18 protein-coding genes are annotated in these 22095 nt (G+C 65.0%); 8 read left to right on the top strand and 10 right to left on the bottom strand.

Going from position 1 to position 22095, the window contains the following annotated elements; all coding sequences use genetic code 11:
* Positions 1-50: 50 nt before the first annotated feature.
* Positions 51-506, bottom strand: a complete 456-nt coding sequence (locus CAFEA_RS04530) for a hypothetical protein (protein WP_063937412.1) — start codon at positions 504-506, stop codon at positions 51-53.
* Positions 496-1182, bottom strand: coding sequence for a hypothetical protein (locus tag CAFEA_RS04525; RefSeq protein WP_143313216.1), 687 nt, complete (start codon positions 1180-1182; stop codon positions 496-498). Before CAFEA_RS04525 ends, CAFEA_RS04530 begins: the two co-directional genes overlap by 11 nt.
* A gap of 182 nt (positions 1183-1364) precedes the next feature.
* Here CAFEA_RS04525 and CAFEA_RS04520 point away from each other — a divergent pair, with 182 nt between their 5' ends.
* A complete protein-coding gene (locus tag CAFEA_RS04520; RefSeq protein ID WP_253704945.1) occupies positions 1365-2201 on the top strand; it encodes a polysaccharide deacetylase family protein in 837 nt (278 codons plus the stop codon).
* Here the strand turns inward: CAFEA_RS04520 and CAFEA_RS04515 are convergent.
* From CAFEA_RS04515 to CAFEA_RS04490, 6 genes are all read right to left on the bottom strand, one after another.
* Positions 2198-2428, bottom strand: a complete 231-nt coding sequence (locus CAFEA_RS04515; RefSeq protein ID WP_063937414.1) for a PspC domain-containing protein — start codon at positions 2426-2428, stop codon at positions 2198-2200. The genes CAFEA_RS04520 and CAFEA_RS04515 overlap by 4 nt on opposite strands.
* A 90-nt stretch (positions 2429-2518) precedes the next feature.
* Positions 2519-2992: a MarR family winged helix-turn-helix transcriptional regulator gene (locus tag CAFEA_RS04510; protein WP_063937415.1), complete on the bottom strand. Its 474-nt coding sequence runs from the start codon at positions 2990-2992 to the stop codon at positions 2519-2521.
* Between the two features lie 11 nt (positions 2993-3003).
* Positions 3004-5652: an AAA family ATPase gene (locus tag CAFEA_RS04505; protein WP_063937416.1), complete on the bottom strand. Its 2649-nt coding sequence runs from the start codon at positions 5650-5652 to the stop codon at positions 3004-3006.
* Between the two features lie 3 nt (positions 5653-5655).
* Positions 5656-6807 carry a metallophosphoesterase family protein gene (locus CAFEA_RS04500; protein WP_063937417.1) on the bottom strand — a complete coding sequence of 384 codons (1152 nt, stop codon included), beginning with the start codon at positions 6805-6807 and terminating at the stop codon, positions 5656-5658.
* 57 nt (positions 6808-6864) lie between these two features.
* Positions 6865-7683, bottom strand: coding sequence for an SWIM zinc finger family protein (locus CAFEA_RS04495; RefSeq protein ID WP_063937418.1), 819 nt, complete (start codon positions 7681-7683; stop codon positions 6865-6867).
* The gene (locus CAFEA_RS04490) at positions 7676-10780 is read right to left on the bottom strand and encodes a DEAD/DEAH box helicase (protein ID WP_063937419.1); all 3105 of its coding nucleotides are present in this window, start codon (positions 10778-10780) and stop codon (positions 7676-7678) included. The genes CAFEA_RS04495 and CAFEA_RS04490 overlap by 8 nt, the downstream gene beginning before the upstream one ends.
* Positions 10781-10946: 166 nt before the next feature.
* Between CAFEA_RS04490 and putP the strand changes: the two genes are divergently transcribed.
* The 3 genes from putP to CAFEA_RS04475 are packed head-to-tail and all read left to right on the top strand — an operon-like array spanning position 10947 to position 13637.
* Entirely contained in the window at positions 10947-12515 is a 1569-nt protein-coding gene (putP, locus tag CAFEA_RS04485) for a sodium/proline symporter PutP (protein ID WP_063937420.1), read from the top strand.
* 6 nt (positions 12516-12521) lie between these two features.
* A complete protein-coding gene (locus CAFEA_RS04480) occupies positions 12522-13121 on the top strand; it encodes an HNH endonuclease family protein (RefSeq protein ID WP_063937421.1) in 600 nt (199 codons plus the stop codon).
* 33 nt (positions 13122-13154) lie between these two features.
* A complete protein-coding gene (locus tag CAFEA_RS04475; protein ID WP_034999767.1) occupies positions 13155-13637 on the top strand; it encodes a hypothetical protein in 483 nt (160 codons plus the stop codon).
* Positions 13638-13763: 126 nt separating this feature from the next.
* Here the strand turns inward: CAFEA_RS04475 and CAFEA_RS04470 are convergent, their stop codons facing one another.
* Positions 13764-14540, bottom strand: coding sequence for a chymotrypsin family serine protease (locus CAFEA_RS04470; protein ID WP_063937422.1), 777 nt, complete (start codon positions 14538-14540; stop codon positions 13764-13766).
* 43 nt (positions 14541-14583) lie between these two features.
* Positions 14584-16722 carry a DEAD/DEAH box helicase gene (locus CAFEA_RS04465; RefSeq protein ID WP_063937525.1) on the bottom strand — a complete coding sequence of 713 codons (2139 nt, stop codon included), beginning with the start codon at positions 16720-16722 and terminating at the stop codon, positions 14584-14586.
* A 148-nt stretch (positions 16723-16870) separates the two neighbouring features.
* Here CAFEA_RS04465 and CAFEA_RS04460 point away from each other — a divergent pair, with 148 nt between their 5' ends.
* The 4 genes from CAFEA_RS04460 to CAFEA_RS04445 all read left to right on the top strand — a co-directional run bounded on the left by CAFEA_RS04460 (position 16871) and on the right by CAFEA_RS04445 (position 22087).
* On the top strand, positions 16871-17818 hold the full coding sequence (locus CAFEA_RS04460; RefSeq protein WP_063937423.1) for a hypothetical protein: 948 nt from the start codon (positions 16871-16873) through the stop codon (positions 17816-17818).
* Positions 17819-17832: 14 nt separating this feature from the next.
* Positions 17833-19182, top strand: coding sequence for a CitMHS family transporter (locus tag CAFEA_RS04455; protein ID WP_063937424.1), 1350 nt, complete (start codon positions 17833-17835; stop codon positions 19180-19182).
* 415 nt (positions 19183-19597) lie between these two features.
* On the top strand, positions 19598-21010 hold the full coding sequence (locus CAFEA_RS04450; protein ID WP_034999761.1) for an amino acid permease: 1413 nt from the start codon (positions 19598-19600) through the stop codon (positions 21008-21010).
* Between the two features lie 117 nt (positions 21011-21127).
* Positions 21128-22087 (top strand): L-lactate dehydrogenase, encoded by a 960-nt coding sequence (locus tag CAFEA_RS04445; protein ID WP_063937425.1) that lies wholly within the window; start codon positions 21128-21130, stop codon positions 22085-22087.
* The last annotated feature ends 8 nt before the right edge of the window (positions 22088-22095 follow it).

Below are 22095 nucleotides of genomic sequence, written 5' to 3'. Positions count from 1 at the left end.
CTACAACTGGTCGGGGAGTTTACTGAAAGCTCCAAGCAGGGGTTTTACCCCTAAGCTAACTCGTCCCATTCGGCATCGACGAGCACATGACCGTCGCTGTCTATCGCCACAGGCGGCAGCACTTCCACGGGCGGCAGGCCGTACGACATGAGCATGCGAGCGAATGCGCGGTGGCTGGGACTGCGATCGTCGATAAGCTCCTCCGCTTCCATAATCACCTGCTCTGTGACGATGGTGAGGCCGCGCCAGAAGTCGTCGCGGCTGCCGCTGTAGGTGAACGCTATGTAGCGGGTGGAGGCGTCTTCGACGGTGCCGAAGGTGTAGTCGCAGCCCGGCTCGAGGGCGTCGGCGGCGTGCAGCTTGGCTACTTGGAGCAGGGTGAGCAGAGGGTTGTCGCGTGGATCGATGAGCACGAGGAATTCGGCCGGAGCGTCGCTGCCGCGCCAATGGTTGACTTCGGCGCGGAGCATGCCGGCGGTCATGTTGGGGTTCGAGTTAGCGATCATCGGCAGCCACCTTCCACTGCGGCGGGATGCGGAAATTACCATCGCCCAGGTGGTGGTCCTTCCAGTTCGCAATTGCGCGTGTCCAGCGGCCCGGATCGGTTTCTTTCCAGCCGTGGTCGCATTCGATGGAAAGGTGCGCGTCCAGGAGGCGGGTGGTCGCGTCGGTGACGTCGTCGGCCAGGGTGTGTGCGAAGTCGCCGTCGAACAGCTGGTCAGCCCAGCGAATGAACGGCAAGAACAGCGGGTCCGCGAAGTCTTCGCACGGCGGGTCGATGACAATCCCGTCCGGGAGGTACTCGTAGTCGATGACGTGCTGGTTCTGCGCCAGTTCCGTCTCCGCAATGTCCATCAGGCGGATCAGGCGCGACGTGTTCAGTATCAGTGCTCCGTCGAACTCTTCGCCGTCCACGCGCTTGATCCAACCGGCATCAACCAAACGCTCGATACATCCCTTGAGTGGATAGTTGGGTTCGCGCCACCAGGGTCGCTCGTAGGCTTCTTTCGGGATGTAGTGGATCATCCCGATGCAGCCGCGGTGGAAGTTCCCGTCGCGATCAATGATCTCGCCGGTGCAATCATCGGCGTATTTGCTCACATGTGCGAGGGCCGTTTTGTCTTGGTACTCCAGTGATGGGGTCATCACCTGCATCACTGCGTCAGAGAGTATTTCTCCCAAATGGTTCTCCTTTGAATCCGTCGTTTTTCTAGACCGATCAGTACGGTAAGCAGGTTCGCAGGAATTGTCAAGAACATATGTTCGACATAGTAGGTGCCGGGAGTAGCACTGTTGACACGTCGCAATCAAGCAGTAGCTTCTCGACGAGCACTCCGCTCCCCCTGCAACTACACTCTCAGCCTGTGCTGAGCAGAAGAACGTTCATGTCCGTCACGTCAGTGGCGGGCTTTTCTGCGTTAGTGGGGTGCGCCGGCCCGCGTGGCACGACAGTCACGGAGACGGAGACGGCCACCACCACCGTCCGCGAGACGGTGACGGCGTATCCCGGCCCGGAGCGCTACGCGGGTCGGGTGCCGGAGGCGTTCGGGACGTCGATGCGCGGCATCGTGGAGACGGTGCCGGTCACCCCGGGCAGGCGCACGATTGCGCTGACTTTCGACGCCTGCGGCGGGCCAAGTGGGTCAGCCGTGGACCAGGGGCTGATAGACGCGCTGCGCGAGTTCGCCGTGCCCGCGACGTTGTTTTTGAGCGCCACCTGGATCGAGGCGAACCCGGAGGCGACGCGGAAGCTTGCGGCCGATCCCCTGTTCCGCCTGGAAAACCACGGCACTCGGCACCTGCCGCTAAGCGTCAATGGCCAGGCCGCCTACGACATCGCGGGCACCGCGACACCCGCGGAGGCCATCGCGGAAATCGACGGCAACCGCACGCTGCTGGCGGAGTACAGGGTGGAGTCGAGGTGGTTCCGCTCAGGCACGGCCCACTACGACGACGTCGCCGTCGACATCGCTCGCGAGCGCGGGGTGACAATCGCGGGCTTCAGCGTCAACGCTGACGTTGGGGCAACTGCCGCGGCGGACCATGTGGCGTCGGCAATCATGCATGCCCCCGACGGGGCGATCGTGCTGGCGCACATGAACCACCCCACCTCCGGCACCGGGCCGGGGGTGCGACGCGCGCTGGAGCGTCTGCGCGACGACGCTGTGCGGTTTACGTTCCTTGACGGGAGCCGGCCTTAGAACTCGGCCGGCATGATTAGCCAGGCCACGCCGTAGGCGAGCAGGCCCGGGAACACGCCCATGAGGACGAGCAGGATAAAGACCACGCGCACCGCGGTGGCGTCGACGCCAAGGTACTGGGCGATGCCGCCGCAGACGCCGGCGATGTACTTGTCGGTCATGGAACGCTCGAGGCGCTTCGGGGAGTTGCCCGGGTTGAAGTTCTGCGGATTGTAGGGGCTAGACATGGTGAGATCCTTTCATCCATGGGCTTGGTGTCCCCCATCAAACCCCTGCCAGCGCAAACCCGCAAGGACATTTACCCACGAAAGTGGCTGTTAGAGCTGGTTGGTTGGCAGATCCTCGGCAGCGAGCACGTCGGTGAAGAACTCGCTGATTCTGTCGGCGCGGTCCGCGTCCAAGTGGTCGAAGATGAGGCGCCGCACGGTCTCCACGTGGTCCGGCACCGCCTCCTCGAGGTGGGACATGCCTTGGTCGGTCAGGATAACCAGCACGCCGCGGGCGTCGCCGGGGCACTTCTTTTTGGTGAGCAGGCCGCGCTTTTCCATGCGCGTGACCTGGTGGGAGGCGCGCGAGCGGTCCCAGCCGAGTTCTTCGCACAGCTCGCGCAGGCGCAGTGTGCGGTCTTGCGCCTCCGACAACGCGACGAGCACGGAAAACTCCGGCGAGGAGATGTCCCCGCCTGCTTGGAGGCGATCGTCAATCGTGCGCGAGATCTTGGTAAACCCCGCGAGCATCAGCCGCCACAGTTGCTGTTCTTCGTCGTCGAGCCACCGCGGTTGTGCATTCATACGGGCAGATCCTAGCCGATGGGCGCGGTCTTCAGCTCGTCCATGGAGTACGTGCGCGTCGCGGCGACACGGTCGAAGCGCTGCGGGAAACAGGTCAGTACTAGCACCTGCGAGGTCTTGCCCACCTGGGAAAACAGCGAGTTCATGCGGGCGAGACGCTCCGGGTCGGTGGCGCCGAGGGCGTCGTCGACCACCACGGGCACCGGGGTTGTCTCGCCGGAGGCGGTGACCAGGTCCGCGATGGCGAACCGGGTGAGGATGGCCAGCTGCTCCTTCGTGCCGCCGGAGAGTTGGTCAAGCGGCACGCTCACCCCGTCGACGGTGCGCTCGGTGACGGTGAGGTCCTCGCCGAAGTTGAAGTCAACGGTCGGGCCGAACAGCACGCGGGCGCGGTTGCGGATCGCGTCATTGAACGGCGCGGTGTAGCGGGCGCGGGCGGCGTCGCGGTGGGTGTGCATCGTCTCGCGTAGCAGGCGCACGGCGTCGGCGCGGCGCGTGGTGCGGGCCAGTTCGGTCTCTGCGGCGTCGAGCTCCGCGGCCGCGCGGTCGGCCTTCTCTGCGGCGCCGGCGGCGATCTCGATGCGGCCGGTCAGCTCAGTGATGCGGTTGTTGGCCTCCGCCTGTCGTTTTTCCAGGTTCTGCAGGCGCGCCTTCGCACCCTCGAGCATCTGCTGGGCGATCTCCGGGTCGGCGGCCGCGAGTTCAGCGGAGAGCACGTCGTGCGCCTCCTTGGCCTCGCTTTCCTGCTCGCGGGCGGATTCAAGCGCGTCATCGAGCTCGGTTTTCGGTGCGGCGGTCTCCGCCCGCTCCAGCTCGTCGGCGGCGTGGCTGGCCTCGGCCTGCTTCGCCTCGAGCTTGGTTTGCACGATGGTCAGCTCGCTGGCGGCGGTGCGGTCCGCGTAAGGCTTGAGCGCGGCGTCGGCGGCGTCGACTTCTTTTTCTGCCTTGTCCAGCGCCTTTTGGGCGTCCTTCACCGCCAGCTCTGTGGCCTGCTCGGAGTCGGGCAGCTCGGCGGTGTCGACCGCCTCGGTGAGCTCCTCGATCTGGGTGGACAGGCGGTCGCGCTCCGCAGCGAGCTCGTCGGCGTCGGTGCCGGCGAGCGCGTCGTCGCGGCGCTGGCGTGCAGACTTCACCTCCGCGTCGTGCGCCTTACACGCGTCGCGGGCGGCCCGAGCCTCGTCGACATCTGCGCAGCCGAGCTTGGACAGCAAGCTGGCAAGGCCGTCCTCGGCCTTCTCCACAGCACGGCGGGGGTCTTCTGCGCCTTGCGCAGCTCGGAAGACAACGTCGAAGTCGTCGAGGGTGAGGCGCGTGCCCTCGTAGACGGCGACGGACTCGGTGCCGTCCACGTCCACGCTCTCGCCGTCGACCTGGATAGTTTTGCCCTCGGCGGTGATCTCCAGTTTCGCGGAGGCAGCCTCGCGCAGGCGGCGCTGCAGAGTCAGTTCGCTCTCGGCTTTTTCCAGCTTGCGCACGTCCGCATCCGTGACCTGCAGGGCGGGGGCGTTCTTGAGCAAGGTTGCGTATGCATGCTCGGCTTCTCTAATGAGGGAGAGTTGGTCGGTGACGACCGTGAGGCGTCGACAAGCGCGCACGTGATCGCGGACGTTTTCGGCGCCGCGCAGAGTGGCGCGGGCGGCGGCGAGGCTGGTTTTCGTATCCTCGACCTGCTGGGTTAGCTCCGTGACCTTCTCGCGCTCGGCGTCGCGCGCCTCCTGGGCCGGGGCGAGCGCGGACTGCAATTCCTTCTCCTCCTCGCGCAGCGCGGCGACGCGCTTGATGAGCGCGGTGCGCTCGGCGAGGTCTTGCTCGGCGCGCTTCCTAGCGACGGTGGCGCGCTCGAACTGCTCAGCCGCGGTCTTGGTCTGTAAAGCAAGCTGACTGGCCTGGGCGAACTCGGCCTCACGCTCGGCGAGCTCGTCGTGGGCCTGCGGCAGCTCCGTGTCCACCGCGCGGATTTCGTCCTCGCGGCGGGCCACCTCGTCGACAAATGTGGCGAGCTGCTGCACCTCGGCCTCGGCGGCGCGCAGGGTTTCGCGGGCGGCGTCCACCGCGTCAGCTTTCGCAGTGAAGGAGGCTTTGGGCTTCGGCGGGGTCGCGGCCGTCCAGTAGCGGGCGTACTCCGCCTCGATGGCGGCCATGAGCTCGGTGTCTTCCTCGCCCGAGCACTCCGAGCCGTCTTCTGTGTCGAGCGCCTGCGAGATAGACGGGATGCCGGCCGCGGCGATGCCTGGATCCAGCTCTCCCTGGCGGAGGAACAAAGTCTTGGCCAGGCTGGTGTCCATCTGCTCGGCGATGATGCGCGCGAGCTCGTCGTCCGCCTGGCGCCCGGTGAAGTTCTTGTGCACCGGCGAGAGGATCTCCAGCTCTGAGAGCTTGCCCTTCAACCAGCGCTTGTGGATTGTAAAGGTCGTCTGCCCCACCGTCGCGGTCATGGTGACCTCGGGTGAGGCGTCGCGGCCGACTGGGGCGAAGATTCTGATCTTCTTGCCGCCGGCGGAATGGCGCTCCTGCAGCACGGTTCCGATGGCGTCCAGGATGGTGGACTTGCCGGCCTCGTTTGGGCCGTGGATGACAATCACGCCGGTATCCGGCAGGTCGCGCAACTCCAGGTGCTCGACGGCGCGGAAGTTGTCTATGACTAGGTCGTGGATGCGCATGGTCTAGCCCACCTCCTTGGACAGGCGGAAAAGTAGGTTCACAGCGTCGCGGGCGGTGGCGTTGTCCCCGGCCGCTTGGCCGATCAGCTCACGCATGGCGCCTTCGGCGAAACCGGTCAATGGCAGGTTTTCCATCTCTTCGTCGTTGGGCTCGAGGTGCAGGCTCATCAGCCGCTCGCGCGGGTACAACGCCGCGAAGACCGGCTCTAACTCGGCAAGTTCGCGCTCGAGGGTGCGCGTGTCCTCCAAGCCGAGAGTGCCGGATAACGCGTACTTGATCACGGTGCGGTCCTTCTCCGGGTATGCCTTCAGCTCCTCGATCACCTCGGCCACATCCTCACTGCTGGCCACCTCCCAGAAGCGGGCCTCGAACGTCCACGTGCCCACGGCGACCTTTTCCACCGAGACGTCAGCGCGCCCGGCGTCCTTGTTCACGGTGACCACCAGCGCATTGCCGGAATCCACCTCGCCGCCGGCTACGCCAGGGGTGCGGTCGAAGTAATCCGTGGTTTCCGGCGCGCCGGAGTACCAGATCCGCTCCGAGGCGGTCAGCGCCGCGGTGGAGTGAGTGTCCCCCAGGGCGACGTAATCGATAGTGCCCTGGTCGATGGCGTTGTCGAGCGAAGCAACGTCGATAAGCGAATGCTCATCTTCCTCTCCGAAGCCCTCCACGGCGCCGTGGCCGACGAGGATGCGGACCGCCTGCGTCGGTGCCAGGCCGCGCACGGCCTTGGCGCACAGGTCCTCCGAGGCATGCTTGGTCAGCAGCGGGGCACCCACCACCTCGACGCCATCGCGCACAACCACCGGCTCAGAATCGACGAGCACCGTGACACCATCGATGCCCTCTGTGCGCTGGAAGATGCTGTCCGCCACCAGGGGGTCGTGGTTGCCGGGCAAAAGGTAGACCGGCACGGGCAGTTTGCGCAGCGCCTCGAGTGCGCGGCCGAGTGTGGTGGGCTCGAGCGAGTTGTGCTCGAAGACGTCGCCGGCGACCACGATGAACTCGGCGTCGTGCTCCGTTGCTATTTCCCCCAGGCGGGTGACGGCGCGGAGCCGTGCGTCGTCGAAACGCGACTGCGCCTCGGGCGACAAGAATTTTCGGCGCATGCCTAACTGCAGGTCGGAGGTGTGGATGAAGGTGGTGTGCGTCATGCCTTATACACCTACCACTGCGTCCGACGCCCCAACACAAACATTCGCACACATGATCTAACGGGTGAGCTCGTCGTAGAGATCTTCAATGTCCGCCACCGCGCGCAACTGGTCGATGTTGGTAAACGACACAGTCTGCATCGCGCGGTGGAGCAGGTCGACGTCCGAATCCTCGATCATCGGCGCCACCTTCGGACGCGGCAGCTCAGGCAGCTGACGGCCGGACCAGAAGTACTCGGAACCGGGCTCGGCGTTTTCCCGGGCCAAGTCCTCCGCCTGATTGCGCTTGCGGTTCTCCAGCTCCTCCAGACGCAGCCCGCGCATGGTGAAGATGACGCTCGGGTCTTTGTTTATGAGCTCCGCGGTGCGCTGCGCCACGGCGACGGCGTGCTTGCACACGGCCGCGCTATCCGGGCAGTCGCAGTAAAAGGTGACTTCCTGCGGCGTTTTGCACAGCAGGATCTCAAGCACTTCCTCGTCCAACGTGCCGGCTTTCGCCGCGGCGATAGAGCCCGGCGCGCGCACGATCGCGCCGGTGGCGCGGCGGATCTCGTCGGTTTGGCGCTGCGGCAAGTACATGGCCACGCGAAACGGGTCGTTCTGGCTACCCACCACCTCCGCGCGCACGCCGTAGGGCACCGGGTGCAGCTCCACCACGTGGCCCCGGGCGGCATACTCCGCGCCGCGCTTCGCCCGGCCCACGTCGGTCTGGCGCACCGCGGCGTTGAAGATGAGCATTGCCGCAGGCGAGAGCGACTGTGGACGGAACGCGGTGATGTCCGCGCGCCCGGTCTCGGCCGCGCTGGAGACTCGTTTGCGGGCGCCGAAGTTGGCGTAGATGACGTTGTCTTCCCGCGGACGCTTCTTCTCAGTCATTTTGCCCCCTGTAGCTGATCAATTGGGCAAGCTCCTCGGTGCCCAGCTCGGTGATCCAACCCTCGCCCTGCCCCACAACGGCGCCCGCGAGCTCGGTCTTGCCATCCAGAATGTCCTGGATGGACTCCTCCATCGTGCCGCGGGTGATGATCTTGTACACTGTGACGTTCTTCTCCTGCCCGATGCGGAACGCGCGGTCCGTGGCCTGGTTTTCCACGGCCGGGTTCCACCAGCGATCCAGGTGGATGACCATGGATGCCGCGGTCAGATTCAAACCGGTGCCGCCAGCTTTCAAGCTGAGGATCATCGCGCGGGGCCCGTCCGGCTGCTGGAAGCGCTCCACCATCGCGTCGCGCGCGGATTTACCCACGCCGCCGTGGAGGAACGGCACGTCCTCGCCCAGGCGCTCCGAAAGATAGGGCTGCAAGATGTCGCCGAACGCCTTGTACTGCGTGAAAATCAGCACACGCTGCTCGGACGCGGCGGCTTCCTCTAAAAGCTGCATGAGTTTTTCCACCTTGCCGGAGCGGTGGTGGCCTTTGTCGGTGACCGCGGAGCCGTCGCCAAGAAAGTGCGCCGGGTGGTTGCACACCTGCTTGATGCGGGTGATCGTGGCCAGCACGAGCCCCTTGCGCGCCATGCCCTTGCGCTCTTGAAGCTCTGCCTGCGTGCTATCCACCAGCGCCTTGTACAGCGCGGCCTGCTCCGGGGTCATGTCCACGGCGATGACGTGCTCGGCCTTGTCCGGCAGGTCCGAAATGATCGCCGTGTCCGTTTTCAGACGGCGCAAGATAAACGGGGCGGTGAGACGCTGCAGCCGCTCCCCCATCTCGTCCGCGAGTTCCGGGTCCCTGCGCGACTCGATGGTTTTGGCGAAGTGGTTGCGGAAGAAACTCTGCGAGCCCAGCATGCCGGGGTTGACAAAATCCAGGATGCTGCGCAGCTCAGAGAGCCTATTTTCAATCGGCGTGCCGGTTAAGGCGATGCGGTGGCGTGCGGGAATTGCGCGCACACTTTTCGACGACTGCGTGCCCGCGTTCTTGATCGCCTGCGCCTCATCCAACACCACGTGATCCCACTGCACCGCCGCCAGATCCTTGGCGTCGCGCGCGGCGGTGCCGTAGGAGGTGATGACAATGTCGGAGTTGTCGGCTGCCTCAAACAGATCGTCGCCCTTGAGCCTGCCCGCGCCGTGGTGGACGCGCACGCGCATGCCCGGCACGAAGCGGGCAGCCTCGCGCGCCCAGTTGTTCACCACCGACGTCGGGGCGACGATCAGCGACGGGCCGCGCCGAGTGCCCTCCGCCTGTTCCACCGCGAGCAGGGTGAGCATTTGCAGGGTCTTGCCCAGCCCCATGTCGTCCGCAAGTACCGCCCCCAGGTTGTTGCGGGACATAAAGTACAGCCAGTCCACGCCTCGGCGCTGGTACTCGCGCAGCTCGGCGTTGACGGTGTCGGGGATGTCCACCCGCTCCGGCGCCGGGCGGTCCGTGCCGCCGACCAGCGAGGTAAACCAGCGCGAGCCGGTGAACTCGATCGGGTTGTCCGCGCCCGCCTCCAGCGCGAGCTGGCGCAGCTCCGCGGCGGAGACCACGCCCTCGCCCTCGGCGGCCTTGAGCCGCTCGTACTCCGCCTGCGCCTCATCGGCGATGCGCTGCAGCTCCTCGGCGTCATCGGAACCGGCGGCCTGGGCGATTCGGGCGCGCTTCATGGCAGCCTCCGCCTCACGCATGGCGGTTTCCAGGGAGGTATCGTGCAGCTTCTCCAGGTACTTCGCGGTCTTGGCCACCTCTCGACTATCCGCCAGGACCCACTCGCCGCGGAGCTTAATCAGGCCGGACTTGGATTTGACCAGCTGCGCCATCTCTTCGTCCGAAAGCTCCACGCCGCCGACGGACAGCCGCCAGTCGTACTTGACCAGGGTGTCGAAGCCCATCATGGTCACGGTGGAGGAATCGTGCGGGTCCTGGTGTTCGCTGACCTTCAGCTTCGAGGCCGTCTCCGCAGTCGTCCACGCGCGAGGCAGGAGCACCACAAAGCCGTGGGCCCGAAGGTACGAGGCGCTCTCGCGGACGAACTTCACAATTTCGTCGCCGTTTAAATACAGGTCCCAGTCGCCCGCGTTCGGGTCGAATCCGTGGTCCACCGCGGAACGGAACCGGCCGTGCTTCGCTGGGTCCACAAGCGAGGTCAACTCGATTGCGTGGTCGAGCTGACCGCGCAGGACGTCCGCCGTTGTTGAGTCGTAATCCCCCAGCCGCACCGGCCGCGGCGAATCCGAGCTCGAGCGCACCTGCACGCGCACCGGCCACAGCGTGTCCGGGCCCGACTCCTCCGCCTCGCTCGGCGACTCCACGATGAACACCAGCTGCAGGTTCACCGCCGTGATCGTGCCGTTCCAATCCCCTATCTGCCGGGCCAGCACCGCCCCGCCGCGGCGCAACGGCATGCTGTAGAGCAGCGACTTCACAAAATCGTGCCACGGGTACGGCCTGGTCGGCGCCTTCGCCGCCGCGCCCTGCAGGCGCGCCGACGCGATCCAGTGCGTGAACGTCTGCGCGCAATCCTCGCTCAAGTTCGCATTGTTCACCGTGAGCACGCCCGGCGAGGCGGCGATCATCTCCGCCAGCCAGCTGCGCTCCTCTAAACCGGTGCCCAGCTGCCACTGCGCGTACCACAGCCCGTCGTGGTACGGCACGTTGATGCTCACACGCCCCGCGCGCACGAACTGTGTCAGGCCCCGATACATGCGCAGGAGCCAGTACATGTCCGGCGCCACCGCCTCGCGCTGGGCAGGTGTGGCCGCCGGCGACTCCTCGTCCAGGTGCGCAAGGCTGTCCAAAAAGCGCACCGCGTCCTCGGGTGCAAACTGAGCCAAGGGCGCTTTCAACCGGACGTGGCGGCCCTTCGGGGTTTGAAGGATGAGGGTATGGAAGTGGTGGAACCTTTGGCCGTCCAAAAGCGAATGCACGATCGGCGGAAACGTGCCGGGCGGCACGTCTTCCATGGTCACAATCCGGTGGCCCTGTACGCGCTCAACCCACACCGAAAGCCCGGACTCGGGGAGCCACAGGCCATGGAGAAGGTATTCAGGCATACCCACCCTTATACCACCGACACCGACATCGCCCGCGCCGAGCATTCGAACGCATTTCTTCAGCGCCGATTTAGGAAATTTTTCAGATTAAGTCAGAAACGCGAGAGGATGCGTTACAGTGTTGCGGAACTGTGACCGATACCTACATAGATGCAAGGGAGTGCACATGTCCGATAGTTTCTGGCTAGTGCTTGCCATCGTCCTGTATTTCGGGGTGATGGTCGCCATCGGGTTCTACTCGTGGCGCAAAACAACAAAATACGACGACTACGTCCTCGGCGACCGCGGCCTCGGCCCACTCGTCGCCGGCATCTCCGCAGGCGCATCGGACATGTCCGGCTGGCTGCTCATGGGCCTGCCCGGTGCACTGTTCGTCGCCGGCATGAGTGAGCTGTGGATCATCATCGGCTTGTTCCTCGGCACCTGGGCCAACTGGAAGTGGATCGCGCCGAGGCTGCGCGGCTACACCGAAGTGGCCAAGAACTCGATCACGCTGCCCAGCTTCTTCGAAAACCGCACGCACGACACTTCGCGAGTGCTGCGCTTCACCGCCGCCTTGATCATCATCTTCTTCTTCACCTTCTACGTCTCCTCCGGCATGGTCTCCGGCGGCCGCTACTACGAATCCACCTTCGGCGGCGAATACATTCACGGCGTGCTCATCGTCGGCTCCATCACGGTGCTCTACACCTTCATCGGCGGCTTCCTCGCCGTGAGCTACACCGACGTGGTGCAGGGCGGCCTGATGTTCCTCGCCCTGATCGTCATCCCCATCATGGCGCTGATGTCCTTGGACAACCCGTCCGACATCTTCTCCTGGGCCACCTCCAACCCCTACGGCCCTTGGGAAGACGGCAACCCGGACTACTTCAACATCGTCGCCGGCGTGTCCGCGGGCACCATCATCGGCAACATCGCCTGGGGCCTGGGCTATTTCGGCCAGCCCCACATCATCACCCGCTTTATGGCGCTGCGCTCCCCGTCTGAGGCGAAGGCAGCCCGCCGCACCGGCACCATCTGGGTGGCCATCTGCTACCTCGGCGGCATCTTCACCGCGCTAGTGGCAACGGTCTACTTCGCCCAGAAGTCCGCGTCCGTGACCGACCAGTCGGGTTACGAGACCGTCTTCCTGGATCTGGCGCGCATCATGTTCCACCCGCTGATCGCCGGCATCGTGCTCACCGCCGTGCTCGCCGCGATCATGTCCACCATGTCCTCCCAGCTGCTGGTCACCTCGTCGGCGCTCATCGAGGACATCTACCGCATCTTCAAGAAGAACCCGAACAACACCACCCTGCTCGTGCTCTCCCGCGCCATGGTCATCGGCGTGGCCCTGATTGGCATGCTGCTGGCGCTGAACCCGTCCGACACCATCCTCGGCCTCGTCGGCTTCGCGTGGGCCGGCTTCGGCTCCGCGTTCGGCCCCGTGGTGGTGGCGTCGCTGTACTGGAAGCGCCTCACCTCGCAGGGCGCGATCGCCGGCATGATCGTCGGCGCCGTGACCTCGTTTGTCTGGGGTTCCGTGGACTCGCTGTCCGGCATCATCTACGAGATCGTCCCGGGCGTCATCCTGGCCACCCTGGCCATGGTCATCGTCTCCCTGGCCACCCGCCCGAAGGAGGGTGTGGCAGAAGAGTTCGAGTCCGCCGCAGCGGCCACCGACTACGCCCTCGCCCACCCGGACGAGGACTTCTCCGCAGCCTTGCGGAACCGGGAGGGCTCCACTGCCGTCTAAGAAGGTATGCGCCAATACCTTCTTATCCTGTCTGCTCTCACTGTTCTGGTGGTGCCGTTTCCCACGGGGCAATTGCCTATCGACGTCCCAACGGTGCCCCACCGCACCACCATCCTCGGCTACGACAGAGCCGAGTTCGGCCCTGGCTGGGCCGCCGGCACCCGCGGCTGCGACACCCGCGCCGCGGTGATGGCCGCCGCCTTTGATGCCGATTGCGCCCAGCCCTGGCCGCAGTGGGATGATCCCCGAGTTGTAGACCCCTACACCGGGGATTTTCTTCTGCCACACGACGTGGAAGTCGACCACATCCTGCCTGTCTCCGCCGCGTGGGACCTAGGCGCCCACCGCTGGGACAGTGCTACACGGGAGCGTTACTACAACGACCCGCGCAACCTCGTCGCCGTGTCTTCTAAGGCCAACCAGGCCAAAGGCGACAAACTCCCGTCCGAATGGATGCCCACGGATAGACGCTCGCGCTGTGCGTATGGGCGCCGGATGGTGGACGTCGCAAAGCACTATGCCCTGCCTCTACCCCGAGCTGACCTGCGGGCGGTGCGGCGCGCATGCTCCGGCGTCGCCGGGCTGCTCTCGCGCGGGGAGCTGTGAGGATTTTCCAACCATGCCGTAAGGTGTTCCCACATGACTACATTCCTCATCTTCCTGCACGTTGCCGCAGCCATCCTGCTGCTCGGCCCCGTTGTTGTGTCGACCTCCATGTTCCCGCGCCAGGCCGTGGAATCCCGCGCCGGTGGCGAAGAGGCCACCGGCCGCGCGTCGGTGCTCTACCGCATCACCAAGACCTACGGCATGCTCTCCCTGCTCGTCCCGCTGCTCGGCGGCGCCGTGCTCGCCTTCGACTGGGAGGCATACAAGTCCAACTACTGGTTCCACACCGCCATCGTGCTCTCCGTGATCGCCTGGGCCATCCTGCTGGCCATGGTCATCCCGCAGCAGCGCAAGATGATGGGCACCATCGGCGCACTGCCGGCCGCCGACGCCGACCCGTCCGATGTGACCAACAACTTTGAAAAGTCCAAGGCGAAGGCAACCGCCGGCGCCGGCATCTTCAACCTGCTGTGGATGCTCACCCTGATCCTGATGTTCCTGCCTACCCCGGTGTAAGGGGCGCTCCGGCGCTCTTTCGGCTGGATCCAGCTACCAAGGCCCAGCTATTCCCGATTTTTCGGCGAATAGCTGGGCCTTACTAGCTGGATCTAGGTCTTTGCTGGCGCCGGCCCCAGCTGCGCCCTACGTGTACCGCAGCGCGGGGGTGCCGCCGAGGCCCAGCCCGGCAAGGACGCGGAAGATGCCGTCCACCGCCTTGCGCAGCACCTCCGCCACCGGCCCAGTCAGACCGGTAAACAGCGCGTTTTGCCCCCACACGCCGACGAGGCGGGCTTCGGGGACGGCGGGCCCGTCGTGGGGCACGATGCCGATGACGTAATCCCCGCCGCGCAGAAACGGCAGCGGGTTGGAGGTCCACATGCTAGAGACCACGCCAATGAAGCCGCGGCCGGAAACCCACATTGGCCCGCCAGAGTCACCGGGATGGCTCAGTGGCGCTGCGGCGAAGAACGTGCCGTCGGCGGAGCCGGAGAAGCGCCCGCAGGTCTGTGCACCGCGGGTGCGGGAGAAGTAGCAGACGGTCTCGCCGAGGCGCACGTCACCTGGGTGGACCCACGCGTCGCCGGTAAACCGGTTGCCGCCGACGATAACGCCCGGGTCCCATTGGATGGCGGCCCAGTCGTTGCTCAGGTGGCCGTCGTATGCCTTGGAGCGAAACAGTGTGCCGGTGGCTCCGCCGGCTGTGACTCGGGCGCCTTCGGCTCCGCAATGCGCGGCGACGAGGCTGCGGTGGCGGGCGGGGTCGTTGAAGCCGATGGTGCAGGTGCCGGTGCCGTCGACGCGCACGGGCGAGCCTTGTTCCACACGCTGCTGGGCGTCGGCGGGTGCGGCCTGCATCCCCAGCGCGACGGCCGCTGTCAGAAGTGCTCGGGAGATACGGTGCGTGCGCTGGGAGGACATGCGCAATAACCTAGCACTCCCGCCTAGCGGCGCCCCCTGGGGGTTAATCCCAGCGGCCGCCTCTGTCGTCGCGGCCCCGGCCGCGTCCGCCGCGGTAACCGCCACGGCCACCACGGTCGTCGCGTCCGCCGCGGTAGCCTCCTCGGCCGCCGCGTCCACGGCCACGCCCGCCGCGATCACGCGGTGGTGCGCCGTGGTCGCGTTGGATGTTGATCAGCTGGCCGGAGATGCGGGTGTCTACCAGGCGGTCCAGCACGGCCTGGTCCAGGTTCTTCGGCAGTTCCACCAGGGTGAAGTCGCCGCCGATGGTGATGCGGCCGAAGTCCTTGGAGTTCAGGCCGCCCTCATTGGCCAGGGCGCCGACGATCGCGCCCGGGCGGACGTGCTGGCGCTTGCCCACGTCCAGGCGGTAGGTGTCGAAGTTGCCGCTGTCGTCGAAGCGGCGGCCACGGCCCCGGTCCCCGCGATCATCGCGGTCAAAGCGGTCGCGTCCGCGTCCGCGCCGGTCGTCGCGGTCGAAACGGTCGCGGTCGCGACGGTCGCGTTTGTCGCGTTTGTCGCGCGGCGGCTCCTTCATCAGGAACTCGTCGCCGGCCAGGGCCTGGGTGGCCAGGGCGGCGGCGATGTCGTCCATAGGCACGTTGTTCGCGGCGGAGTACTCGCGCACCATGGTCTTGAAGATCTGCAGGTCGGTGGCCTCGAGCGACTCGGTGATGGAGTCCATGAACTTGGCCTTGCGCGACTCGTTGACCTCGTCGACGGTGGGCAGGTCCATCTCTTCGATGGTCGCGTTGGTCACGCGCTCGATGGAGCGCAGCATCCGGCGCTCTCGCGGGGTGACAAACAGGATGGCCTCGCCGGAACGGCCCGCACGACCCGTGCGGCCGATGCGGTGGACGTAGGACTCCGTGTCGTTCGGGATGTCGTAGTTGAGCACGTGCGAGATGCGCTCGACGTCCAGGCCGCGGGCGGCGACGTCGGTGGCCACGAGGATGTCCAGGCGGCCGTCGCGAAGCTGGTCCACGGTGCGCTCGCGCTGCTGCTGGGCGATGTCGCCGTTGATGGCGGCGGCGGAGAACCCGCGGGCGCGCAGCTTTTCAGCCAGTTCCTCGGTCTCATTCTTGGTGCGCACGAACACGATCATCGCCTCGAACTCGGTCACCTCGAGGATGCGGGTGATCGCGTCGAGCTTGTTGCGGTGCGCCGTGAACAGGTAGCGCTGCGTGATGTTGGTGTTGGTGCGCGTCTCCGACTTGACGGTGACCTCTTCCGGGTCGTTCAAGTAGTCGCGGGAGATGCGGCGGATCGCGTTCGGCATCGTCGCCGAGAACAGCGCCACCTGCTTGGAGTCCGGGGTGTCTTCCAGGATGCGCTCAACGTCTTCCTGGAAGCCCATGTTGAGCATCTCGTCGGCCTCGTCCAACACCAGGAAACTCAGGTTGGAAATGTCCAGGGAGCCCTTCTCCAAGTGGTCGATCACTCGTCCCGGGGTGCCCACGATGACCTGGGCACCGCGGCGCAGCCCGGACAGCTGGATGCCGTACGCCTGGCCGCCGTAGATCGGCAGGATGCTCACGCCGCCGATGTGGTCTGCGAACGACTGGAAGGAGTCGGACACCTGCAGCGCCAGCTCACGCGTCGGCGCGAGCACGAGCGCCTGCGGGTAGCGCTTGTCCGGATCGATCTGGGACAGCACCGGCAGCGCGAACGCCGCGGTCTTGCCCGTGCCCGTCTGCGCGAGGCCGACCACGTCGCGGCCTTTCATAAGCAACGGGATGGTCTGCGCCTGGATCGGCGACGGCTGCTCAAAGCCGACGCGCTTGACTGCCTCGATGACCTTCTCGGGCAGGCCGAGGGTTTTGAAGCCATTCTCGGGCTTTTTGGGCTCGGCGGCGGGTTCGGCCGGTTTTTCTGCCTCCGCGGCCTCAGCGGCCTCAGCGTTCTCAGCCGACTCTGTGGCGGGTTCGGCCGAAGGCTCGTCGTTAAGCTTCAGCACATTGTCTTCGTTTTCAATGGCCACGGCATCCGTGGCGCCGGTCTCCTCAGAAACCCCCGCATCCCTGGTGTCCTCTACTACGGCCTCAACGATTTCGGCCGCGACATCCTGCGGGTTGTTCTGATTTTCCGACTCATTCATGTCCGGCCCATTCTCGCCGCCGGTGGCGTTTTCGGAAATGCTCATCGTTGGCTCAGCGTACGCCATTGTGCGCCGTTGCAGTGATTTACCGTTTCCACTCTGCGATCTGTTTTACATCAATCCATGATGTGTAATGCACGTCACATTGCCTATCCACGTCACCCCTGCCCCACCCCTCGAAGGAGCCCCGTCGATGGACCCCAACTCCGCAGCACGCAAGGCCCACGACATCGACATCGACATCGACATCGATTCCTTACAAGCAGTCCCCGCAGAGACGTTCCTCCAGGGGAAGACACTCGCGATCGCGCTACCCGGCACGGGAAGCAACGGGTGCGCAATCCCCGCAGCCGCTGACGCACCGTTCCCATTCGGCATCGACGCCGCCTACTCCGATGGTGAACACTTCACCCTGGAGTACGACCCGATTGTCGGATTTAAGGCCAACGCGACACGAATGCTGCGGTTCGGCGACAATTACGCGGAGCTTCTACCGGGGCAGAAAGTCCCCGCCGGCGGTTTCACTGTCGGCCGGCCGGACCACGATGTCGCGGTGATCGAGCGCGGAGCGCACGCCGCAGCGATCGTCGCCGGAGCCGTGTTCAACTTCAGTCCGATAGTCAGCTTCCAGCGCTACGGCGAACAGCGCCCCAACACCATTATCGGCGGGCGTACCCCGGACCGGTACGACTACGACGCGGCGCCGGAAGGGTTCCTATGTGGGTTCAAGCCGCTTGCCGACGGCGGCGTGTCCGTCCCAGTGGCGCTGGCCAACAACACCGACTGCGACGCTGCGCTTACGGCCATCTCGCAGTACTTCCAGCAAGACCGCGCAACGCTTGGCGACGAGCACTCTCCCGTGGCCCGGAACTCCCCCGACGGCCGGCGCTGCGACATCTCGTTTTCCCCATGCCCCACCAGGAATTCGGAGCGGACTCGTACCCGAACTGCTACCGCCAGTGCTCGGGCGGTGCCGTTGTGGTTGACCTGCCGCCCCGCGGTGCCAACCCTGGTCAGGGCCCGATGCCGAGTTAAGTACCCCCACCCCCAAGGCGCCCGACACGTGCTCCACATTCGTTGCGAAAGGATTGACGCTGAAGCCATTGACATGACCCAAACCACAGCAGTGAGAAGCATGTGATTTAGAGTTCTTTCATGGCTTCTCCCTTCGCGTTGACACTGCTCGGCCTGGCCATCATCGCGGTCACGGTCGGGCTTTTGCTTAAAGGCAAGACCCACCCGATCGTCGCAATGACGCTCATCCCCATTGTTGGTGCTGTATTCACTGGCGCCGGCGTCGCCGAGATCTCGGACTTCTATACGGACGGCCTGGATCGAGTGATGAACGTTGTGGTGATGTTTATCTTCGCCATCATCTACTTCGGCATTCTCTCCGACGTGGGGCTGTTTGAACCTGTGATCAAGGCACTGATCAAGGCAACGCGCGGCACGCCGCTATTAGTAACGCTGGGCACGGCGGCCATCGCGATTGTCGCCCACCTGGACGGTTCTGGCTCCACGACCTTTCTGCTCACCATCCCTGCATTGCTCCCGTTGTATGAGGCAATGCGCATGTCGCGGTACGTACTGCTGACCATCGTGGCGCTTTCCGCCTCCGTGATGAACATGCTGCCGTGGGGTGGACCTGTCGGCCGCGCCAGCTCTGTCGTCGGTCCCTCGCCGAACGAGATTTGGGCTCACCTGCTCCCGGTGCAGGGCGTCGCCATCGTGCTCGTTTTCATAGTCGCCGCGATCTTCGGCCTGGTTGAGGGACGCCGGGCTTCCACTTCGGGCCAGACTGAGGGGACAGTTGACGTCGATGCAGTCGCCGAAGACTTCGCTCGACGTCAGCAGGAGGAACGCGCCAAGTTGGATTTCACCCAACGAAAGAATTCATGGGTGACGTGGGCGAACGCGCTCATCACCGTCGCTCTTATCGGCGTTCTCGTATCAGGCCTTGCATCCCCGGCTCCGGCGTTTCTTGTGGGCACTGCACTACTCCTTGTCATCAACTTTGCCGAGCTTGAGGACCAGAGCGATGTGTTGCGCCGTCATGCTCCCACTGCGTTGTCCATGGCCGGTGTCATCCTCGCCGCTGCGATGTTCCTAGGCATCCTTGACGGCACGGGCATGCTGGAGCAGATCGCGCTGTCGCTCATCGCTGTTCTGCCGGAGGCTGTCGGCCCGTACATCCACATCATCGTCGGCCTTTTAGGTGTGCCGCTGGACCTGGCGACGTCCACCGATGCCTACTACTTCTCTGTACTGCCGATCGTGCAACAGACCGCTGAGGCTTTCGGTGTCACTGGCATGGGCGCAGCATCCGCGATGATCGTCGGAAACGTCATCGGCACGTTTGTCAGCCCATTCTCCCCAGCTCTCTGGCTGGCACTTGGCCTTGCCCGAGGAGAAATGGGCAAATACATCCGCCTCGCGTTTCCGGTGTGTTGGGCGTTCTCGGTCCTGCTGGTTCTTGGATCCTTGACGTTCGGGATCTTCGCCTAACCCCCAAAAAGCGAATCTTTATCGCCATTTCGTCCCAAACGATGAAACAACGTGTTAGATTCGTCCGCATGATCAACAGCACCGCATTAGCAACCTCGGCCGCACCGGCCGAGCGTTCTGCGATGCTGAATACCCAGCCGACCCGCCTGCATCATCATCTGTAGCGCGGTGTCGGCCGACTCCAGCCCCCTGCGCTAACAGCCTCTGCTGCTCAAAGCGCAGGGGTTTCTTGTTAGCACGGGCAACACTCAAAGGCTTATGTCGTTCGCGCCGCGCCCCCGGACCCGTCCGCGAGGCACACGGCTGCACTCTCCTATCGACGGCCAAACCGGGAAGACGCCGCCCAGCATCGGGCACACCTGAATCCCATTCCCCGCGCCCCGATTCGCGCATTGCTTCCCGAAAGAGCACAGTTATGTCTGTTATGACTGCCCAATCAGAATCCGCCTCGAAGCCCAAACCGAAACGCCCCGGCCTGAACGCACGCCACATCCACTTCATCGCGCTCGGCTCCGCCATCGGCACCGGCCTGTTCTACGGCTCCGCCGGCGCCATCCAGGCGGCGGGCCCGTCCGTGTTGCTGGTGTACCTGCTCGGCGGCGCGGTGGTGTACTTCATGCTCCGCGCTCTCGGCGAGATGAGCGTGCGCAACCCGATCACCGGTTCCTTCGCGGTTTACTGTCGCAAGTACCTGGGTGGCTGGGGTGGCTACATCACCGGCTGGATGTTCGCCTTCGAGATGATGATCGTCTGCCTCGCGGACTTAACCGCCATTGGCATTTACATGAAACTGTGGTTCCCGGACACAGCTGCGTGGGTGTGGATCGCCGTGACGCTGCTGATCATCGGCGCGGCCAACCTGGCCACCGTGCGCTGGTTTGGTGAGCTGGAGTTCGTCTTCACCATCGTCAAGGTCACGGCCGTGGTGGCCATGATTGTCGGCGGTGCGGCGATTCTTGTGTTCAACCTGGGCCAGCAGCCGGAGGTGTCTCAGATTAGCAACCTGTGGAACGATGGCGGCTTCTTCCCCAACGGTGTCTCGGGCATGGTCGCCTCCTTCATCCTCGTGCTGTTCGCGTTCGGCGGCACCGAGATCATCGGTGTGGCAGGTGCGGAGGCAGATGACCCGGAGCGCTCCATCCCGAAGGCCGTGAACACCGTCCCGGCGCGCATCCTGCTCTTCTACGTGCTGGCAATCTCGATCATCCTGGTGCTCAACCCGTGGCGCACAATCACCGGCGAGGAGTCGCCGTTCGTGCAGATCTTCAACACCCTCGGTGTGAACTGGGCTGCCGGCCTGCTGAACTTCGTGGTCATCACCGCGGCGCTGTCCGCCATCAACGCCGACCTGTTCGGCACTGGCCGGGTGCTCACCGGCCTGGCCAAGGAGAACTTGGCGCCGCGCCGCATGGCAAAGACCTACCGCGGTGTGCCTGTGATGACGATTGTCTCCCTGCTCGCCGTGCTGGTCATCGGTGTGTTCCTCAATGCGCGTTACCCCAACGTCTTCGAGACCATCGCGGCACTGGCCACCTTCGCCACCGTGTTTGTCTGGCTGATGATCCTGTTCGCGCAGGTGGCCATGCGCAAGCAGATGACCGTCGAGGAGCAGCGCGCCCTGAAGTTCGCCGTGCCGTTTTGGCCGTACGGGCAGTACTTCGCCATCGCGTTCATTCTGTTCACTTTCGGCATCATGGCCTGGTTGCCGGACTTCCGCCTCGCGCTCGGCATCGGCGTGGCGTTCACGGTGATCATGACGGTGCTGTACTTCGCCACTGGACGCCCACAGGTGGTTGCACAGTCCCAGGAGGAGTACGCGAAGGCATAATCCCGCGCAACCTCCCCTCCCCCGCACAGCCGCCGCAGCCCGCTCGCTGCGGCGGCTGTGTTTTTGCGCCCAACCCCCACCGCGCGCGATCCCGGCGGCTCTGCCACACTTGGTCGTATGACCGTGACTCATGGCAACAAGATCGTCCTTATCGGCGCCGGCGCTGTCGGCACCGCCTACGCATACGCAATTGTCAACCAGGGCCTGGCGGACCACCTGGCCATCATCGACCTCAACGAGGACCTCGTCTGGGCCCAGGTTGAGGACCTCAACCACGCCATCCCGTTCTCGGGCCACCACATGGACGTCACGGTGGGCACCTACGAGGACTGCCGCGACGCCGCCATGGTGGTCAACTGCGCGGGCGTGGCGCAGCGCGACGGCGAGACCCGCATCGACCTGATCGCCCGCAACGCCAAGATTTTCCAGTCCATCAACTCCGAGGTCATGGCCAACGGCTTCAACGGCATCTACGTCGTGGCCACCAACCCCGTGGATGTGCTGTCCTACATCACCTGGAAGCAGACCGGCCTGCCGTCCAACCAGGTCATCGGCTCCGGCACCGTGCTGGACACTGCCCGCTGGCGCCACAACCTCGGCCTGCACTTCGACATCGCCCCATCCGCCGTGCACACCCACATCATCGGCGAGCACGGCGACACCGAACTGCCCGTGTTCTCCTCCGGCTCCGTCGGCGGTGTGCCGCTGCGCGCCATGCTGGAGACCGAGGCGGAGACCAACCCGGACATCTACACCCAGATGGACGAGATGTTCATCCGCACCCGCGACGCCGCCTACGACATCATCAAGCGCAAGGGCAACACCGCCTTCGGCATCGGCAACGCGCTCGCCCGCATCACGCGCGCGGTCCTGCGCAACGAGGACGTGGTCCTGCCCGTCTCCGCGCTACTCGAAGGCGAGTACGGGCTCGAGGACCTCTACATCGGCACCCCCACCGTCCTCAACCGCAGCGGCGTACGCAACGTTGTCGAACTGCGCCTCGACTCCGACGAGCTGGAGAAGTTCCGCTACTCCGCCAAGGCCCTGCGCGAGGTCATCGACCACGCCGAGTTCTAGGGGCCTTT

Origin of the sequence: Corynebacterium afermentans subsp. afermentans (assembly GCF_030408355.1) — a bacterium.
Classification (GTDB): Bacteria; Actinomycetota; Actinomycetes; order Mycobacteriales; family Mycobacteriaceae; genus Corynebacterium; species Corynebacterium afermentans.
The sequence above is the reverse complement of the archived record's forward strand: the minus strand, read 5'-3'. Positions and strand labels throughout refer to the sequence as shown.

What these genes read in the sequence shown, in the direction of transcription:
- CAFEA_RS04475 (WP_034999767.1), top strand. Translation starts at nt 13,155, where the DNA reads ATGACTACATTCCTCATCTTCCTGCACGTTGCCGCAGCCATCCTGCTG.
- CAFEA_RS04510 (WP_063937415.1), bottom strand. Translation starts at nt 2,992, where the DNA reads ATGAATGCACAACCGCGGTGGCTCGACGACGAAGAACAGCAACTGTGG.
- CAFEA_RS04445 (WP_063937425.1), top strand. Translation starts at nt 21,128, where the DNA reads ATGACCGTGACTCATGGCAACAAGATCGTCCTTATCGGCGCCGGCGCT.
- CAFEA_RS04470 (WP_063937422.1), bottom strand. Translation starts at nt 14,540, where the DNA reads ATGTCCTCCCAGCGCACGCACCGTATCTCCCGAGCACTTCTGACAGCG.
- CAFEA_RS04480 (WP_063937421.1), top strand. Translation starts at nt 12,522, where the DNA reads ATGCGCCAATACCTTCTTATCCTGTCTGCTCTCACTGTTCTGGTGGTG.
- CAFEA_RS04490 (WP_063937419.1), bottom strand. Translation starts at nt 10,780, where the DNA reads ATGCCTGAATACCTTCTCCATGGCCTGTGGCTCCCCGAGTCCGGGCTT.
- CAFEA_RS04465 (WP_063937525.1), bottom strand. Translation starts at nt 16,722, where the DNA reads ATGAGCATTTCCGAAAACGCCACCGGCGGCGAGAATGGGCCGGACATG.
- CAFEA_RS04455 (WP_063937424.1), top strand. Translation starts at nt 17,833, where the DNA reads ATGGCTTCTCCCTTCGCGTTGACACTGCTCGGCCTGGCCATCATCGCG.
- putP (WP_063937420.1), top strand. Translation starts at nt 10,947, where the DNA reads ATGTCCGATAGTTTCTGGCTAGTGCTTGCCATCGTCCTGTATTTCGGG.
- CAFEA_RS04500 (WP_063937417.1), bottom strand. Translation starts at nt 6,807, where the DNA reads ATGACGCACACCACCTTCATCCACACCTCCGACCTGCAGTTAGGCATG.
- CAFEA_RS04460 (WP_063937423.1), top strand. Translation starts at nt 16,871, where the DNA reads ATGGACCCCAACTCCGCAGCACGCAAGGCCCACGACATCGACATCGAC.
- CAFEA_RS04495 (WP_063937418.1), bottom strand. Translation starts at nt 7,683, where the DNA reads ATGACTGAGAAGAAGCGTCCGCGGGAAGACAACGTCATCTACGCCAAC.
- CAFEA_RS04505 (WP_063937416.1), bottom strand. Translation starts at nt 5,652, where the DNA reads ATGCGCATCCACGACCTAGTCATAGACAACTTCCGCGCCGTCGAGCAC.
- CAFEA_RS04515 (WP_063937414.1), bottom strand. Translation starts at nt 2,428, where the DNA reads ATGTCTAGCCCCTACAATCCGCAGAACTTCAACCCGGGCAACTCCCCG.
- CAFEA_RS04450 (WP_034999761.1), top strand. Translation starts at nt 19,598, where the DNA reads ATGTCTGTTATGACTGCCCAATCAGAATCCGCCTCGAAGCCCAAACCG.
- CAFEA_RS04530 (WP_063937412.1), bottom strand. Translation starts at nt 506, where the DNA reads ATGATCGCTAACTCGAACCCCAACATGACCGCCGGCATGCTCCGCGCC.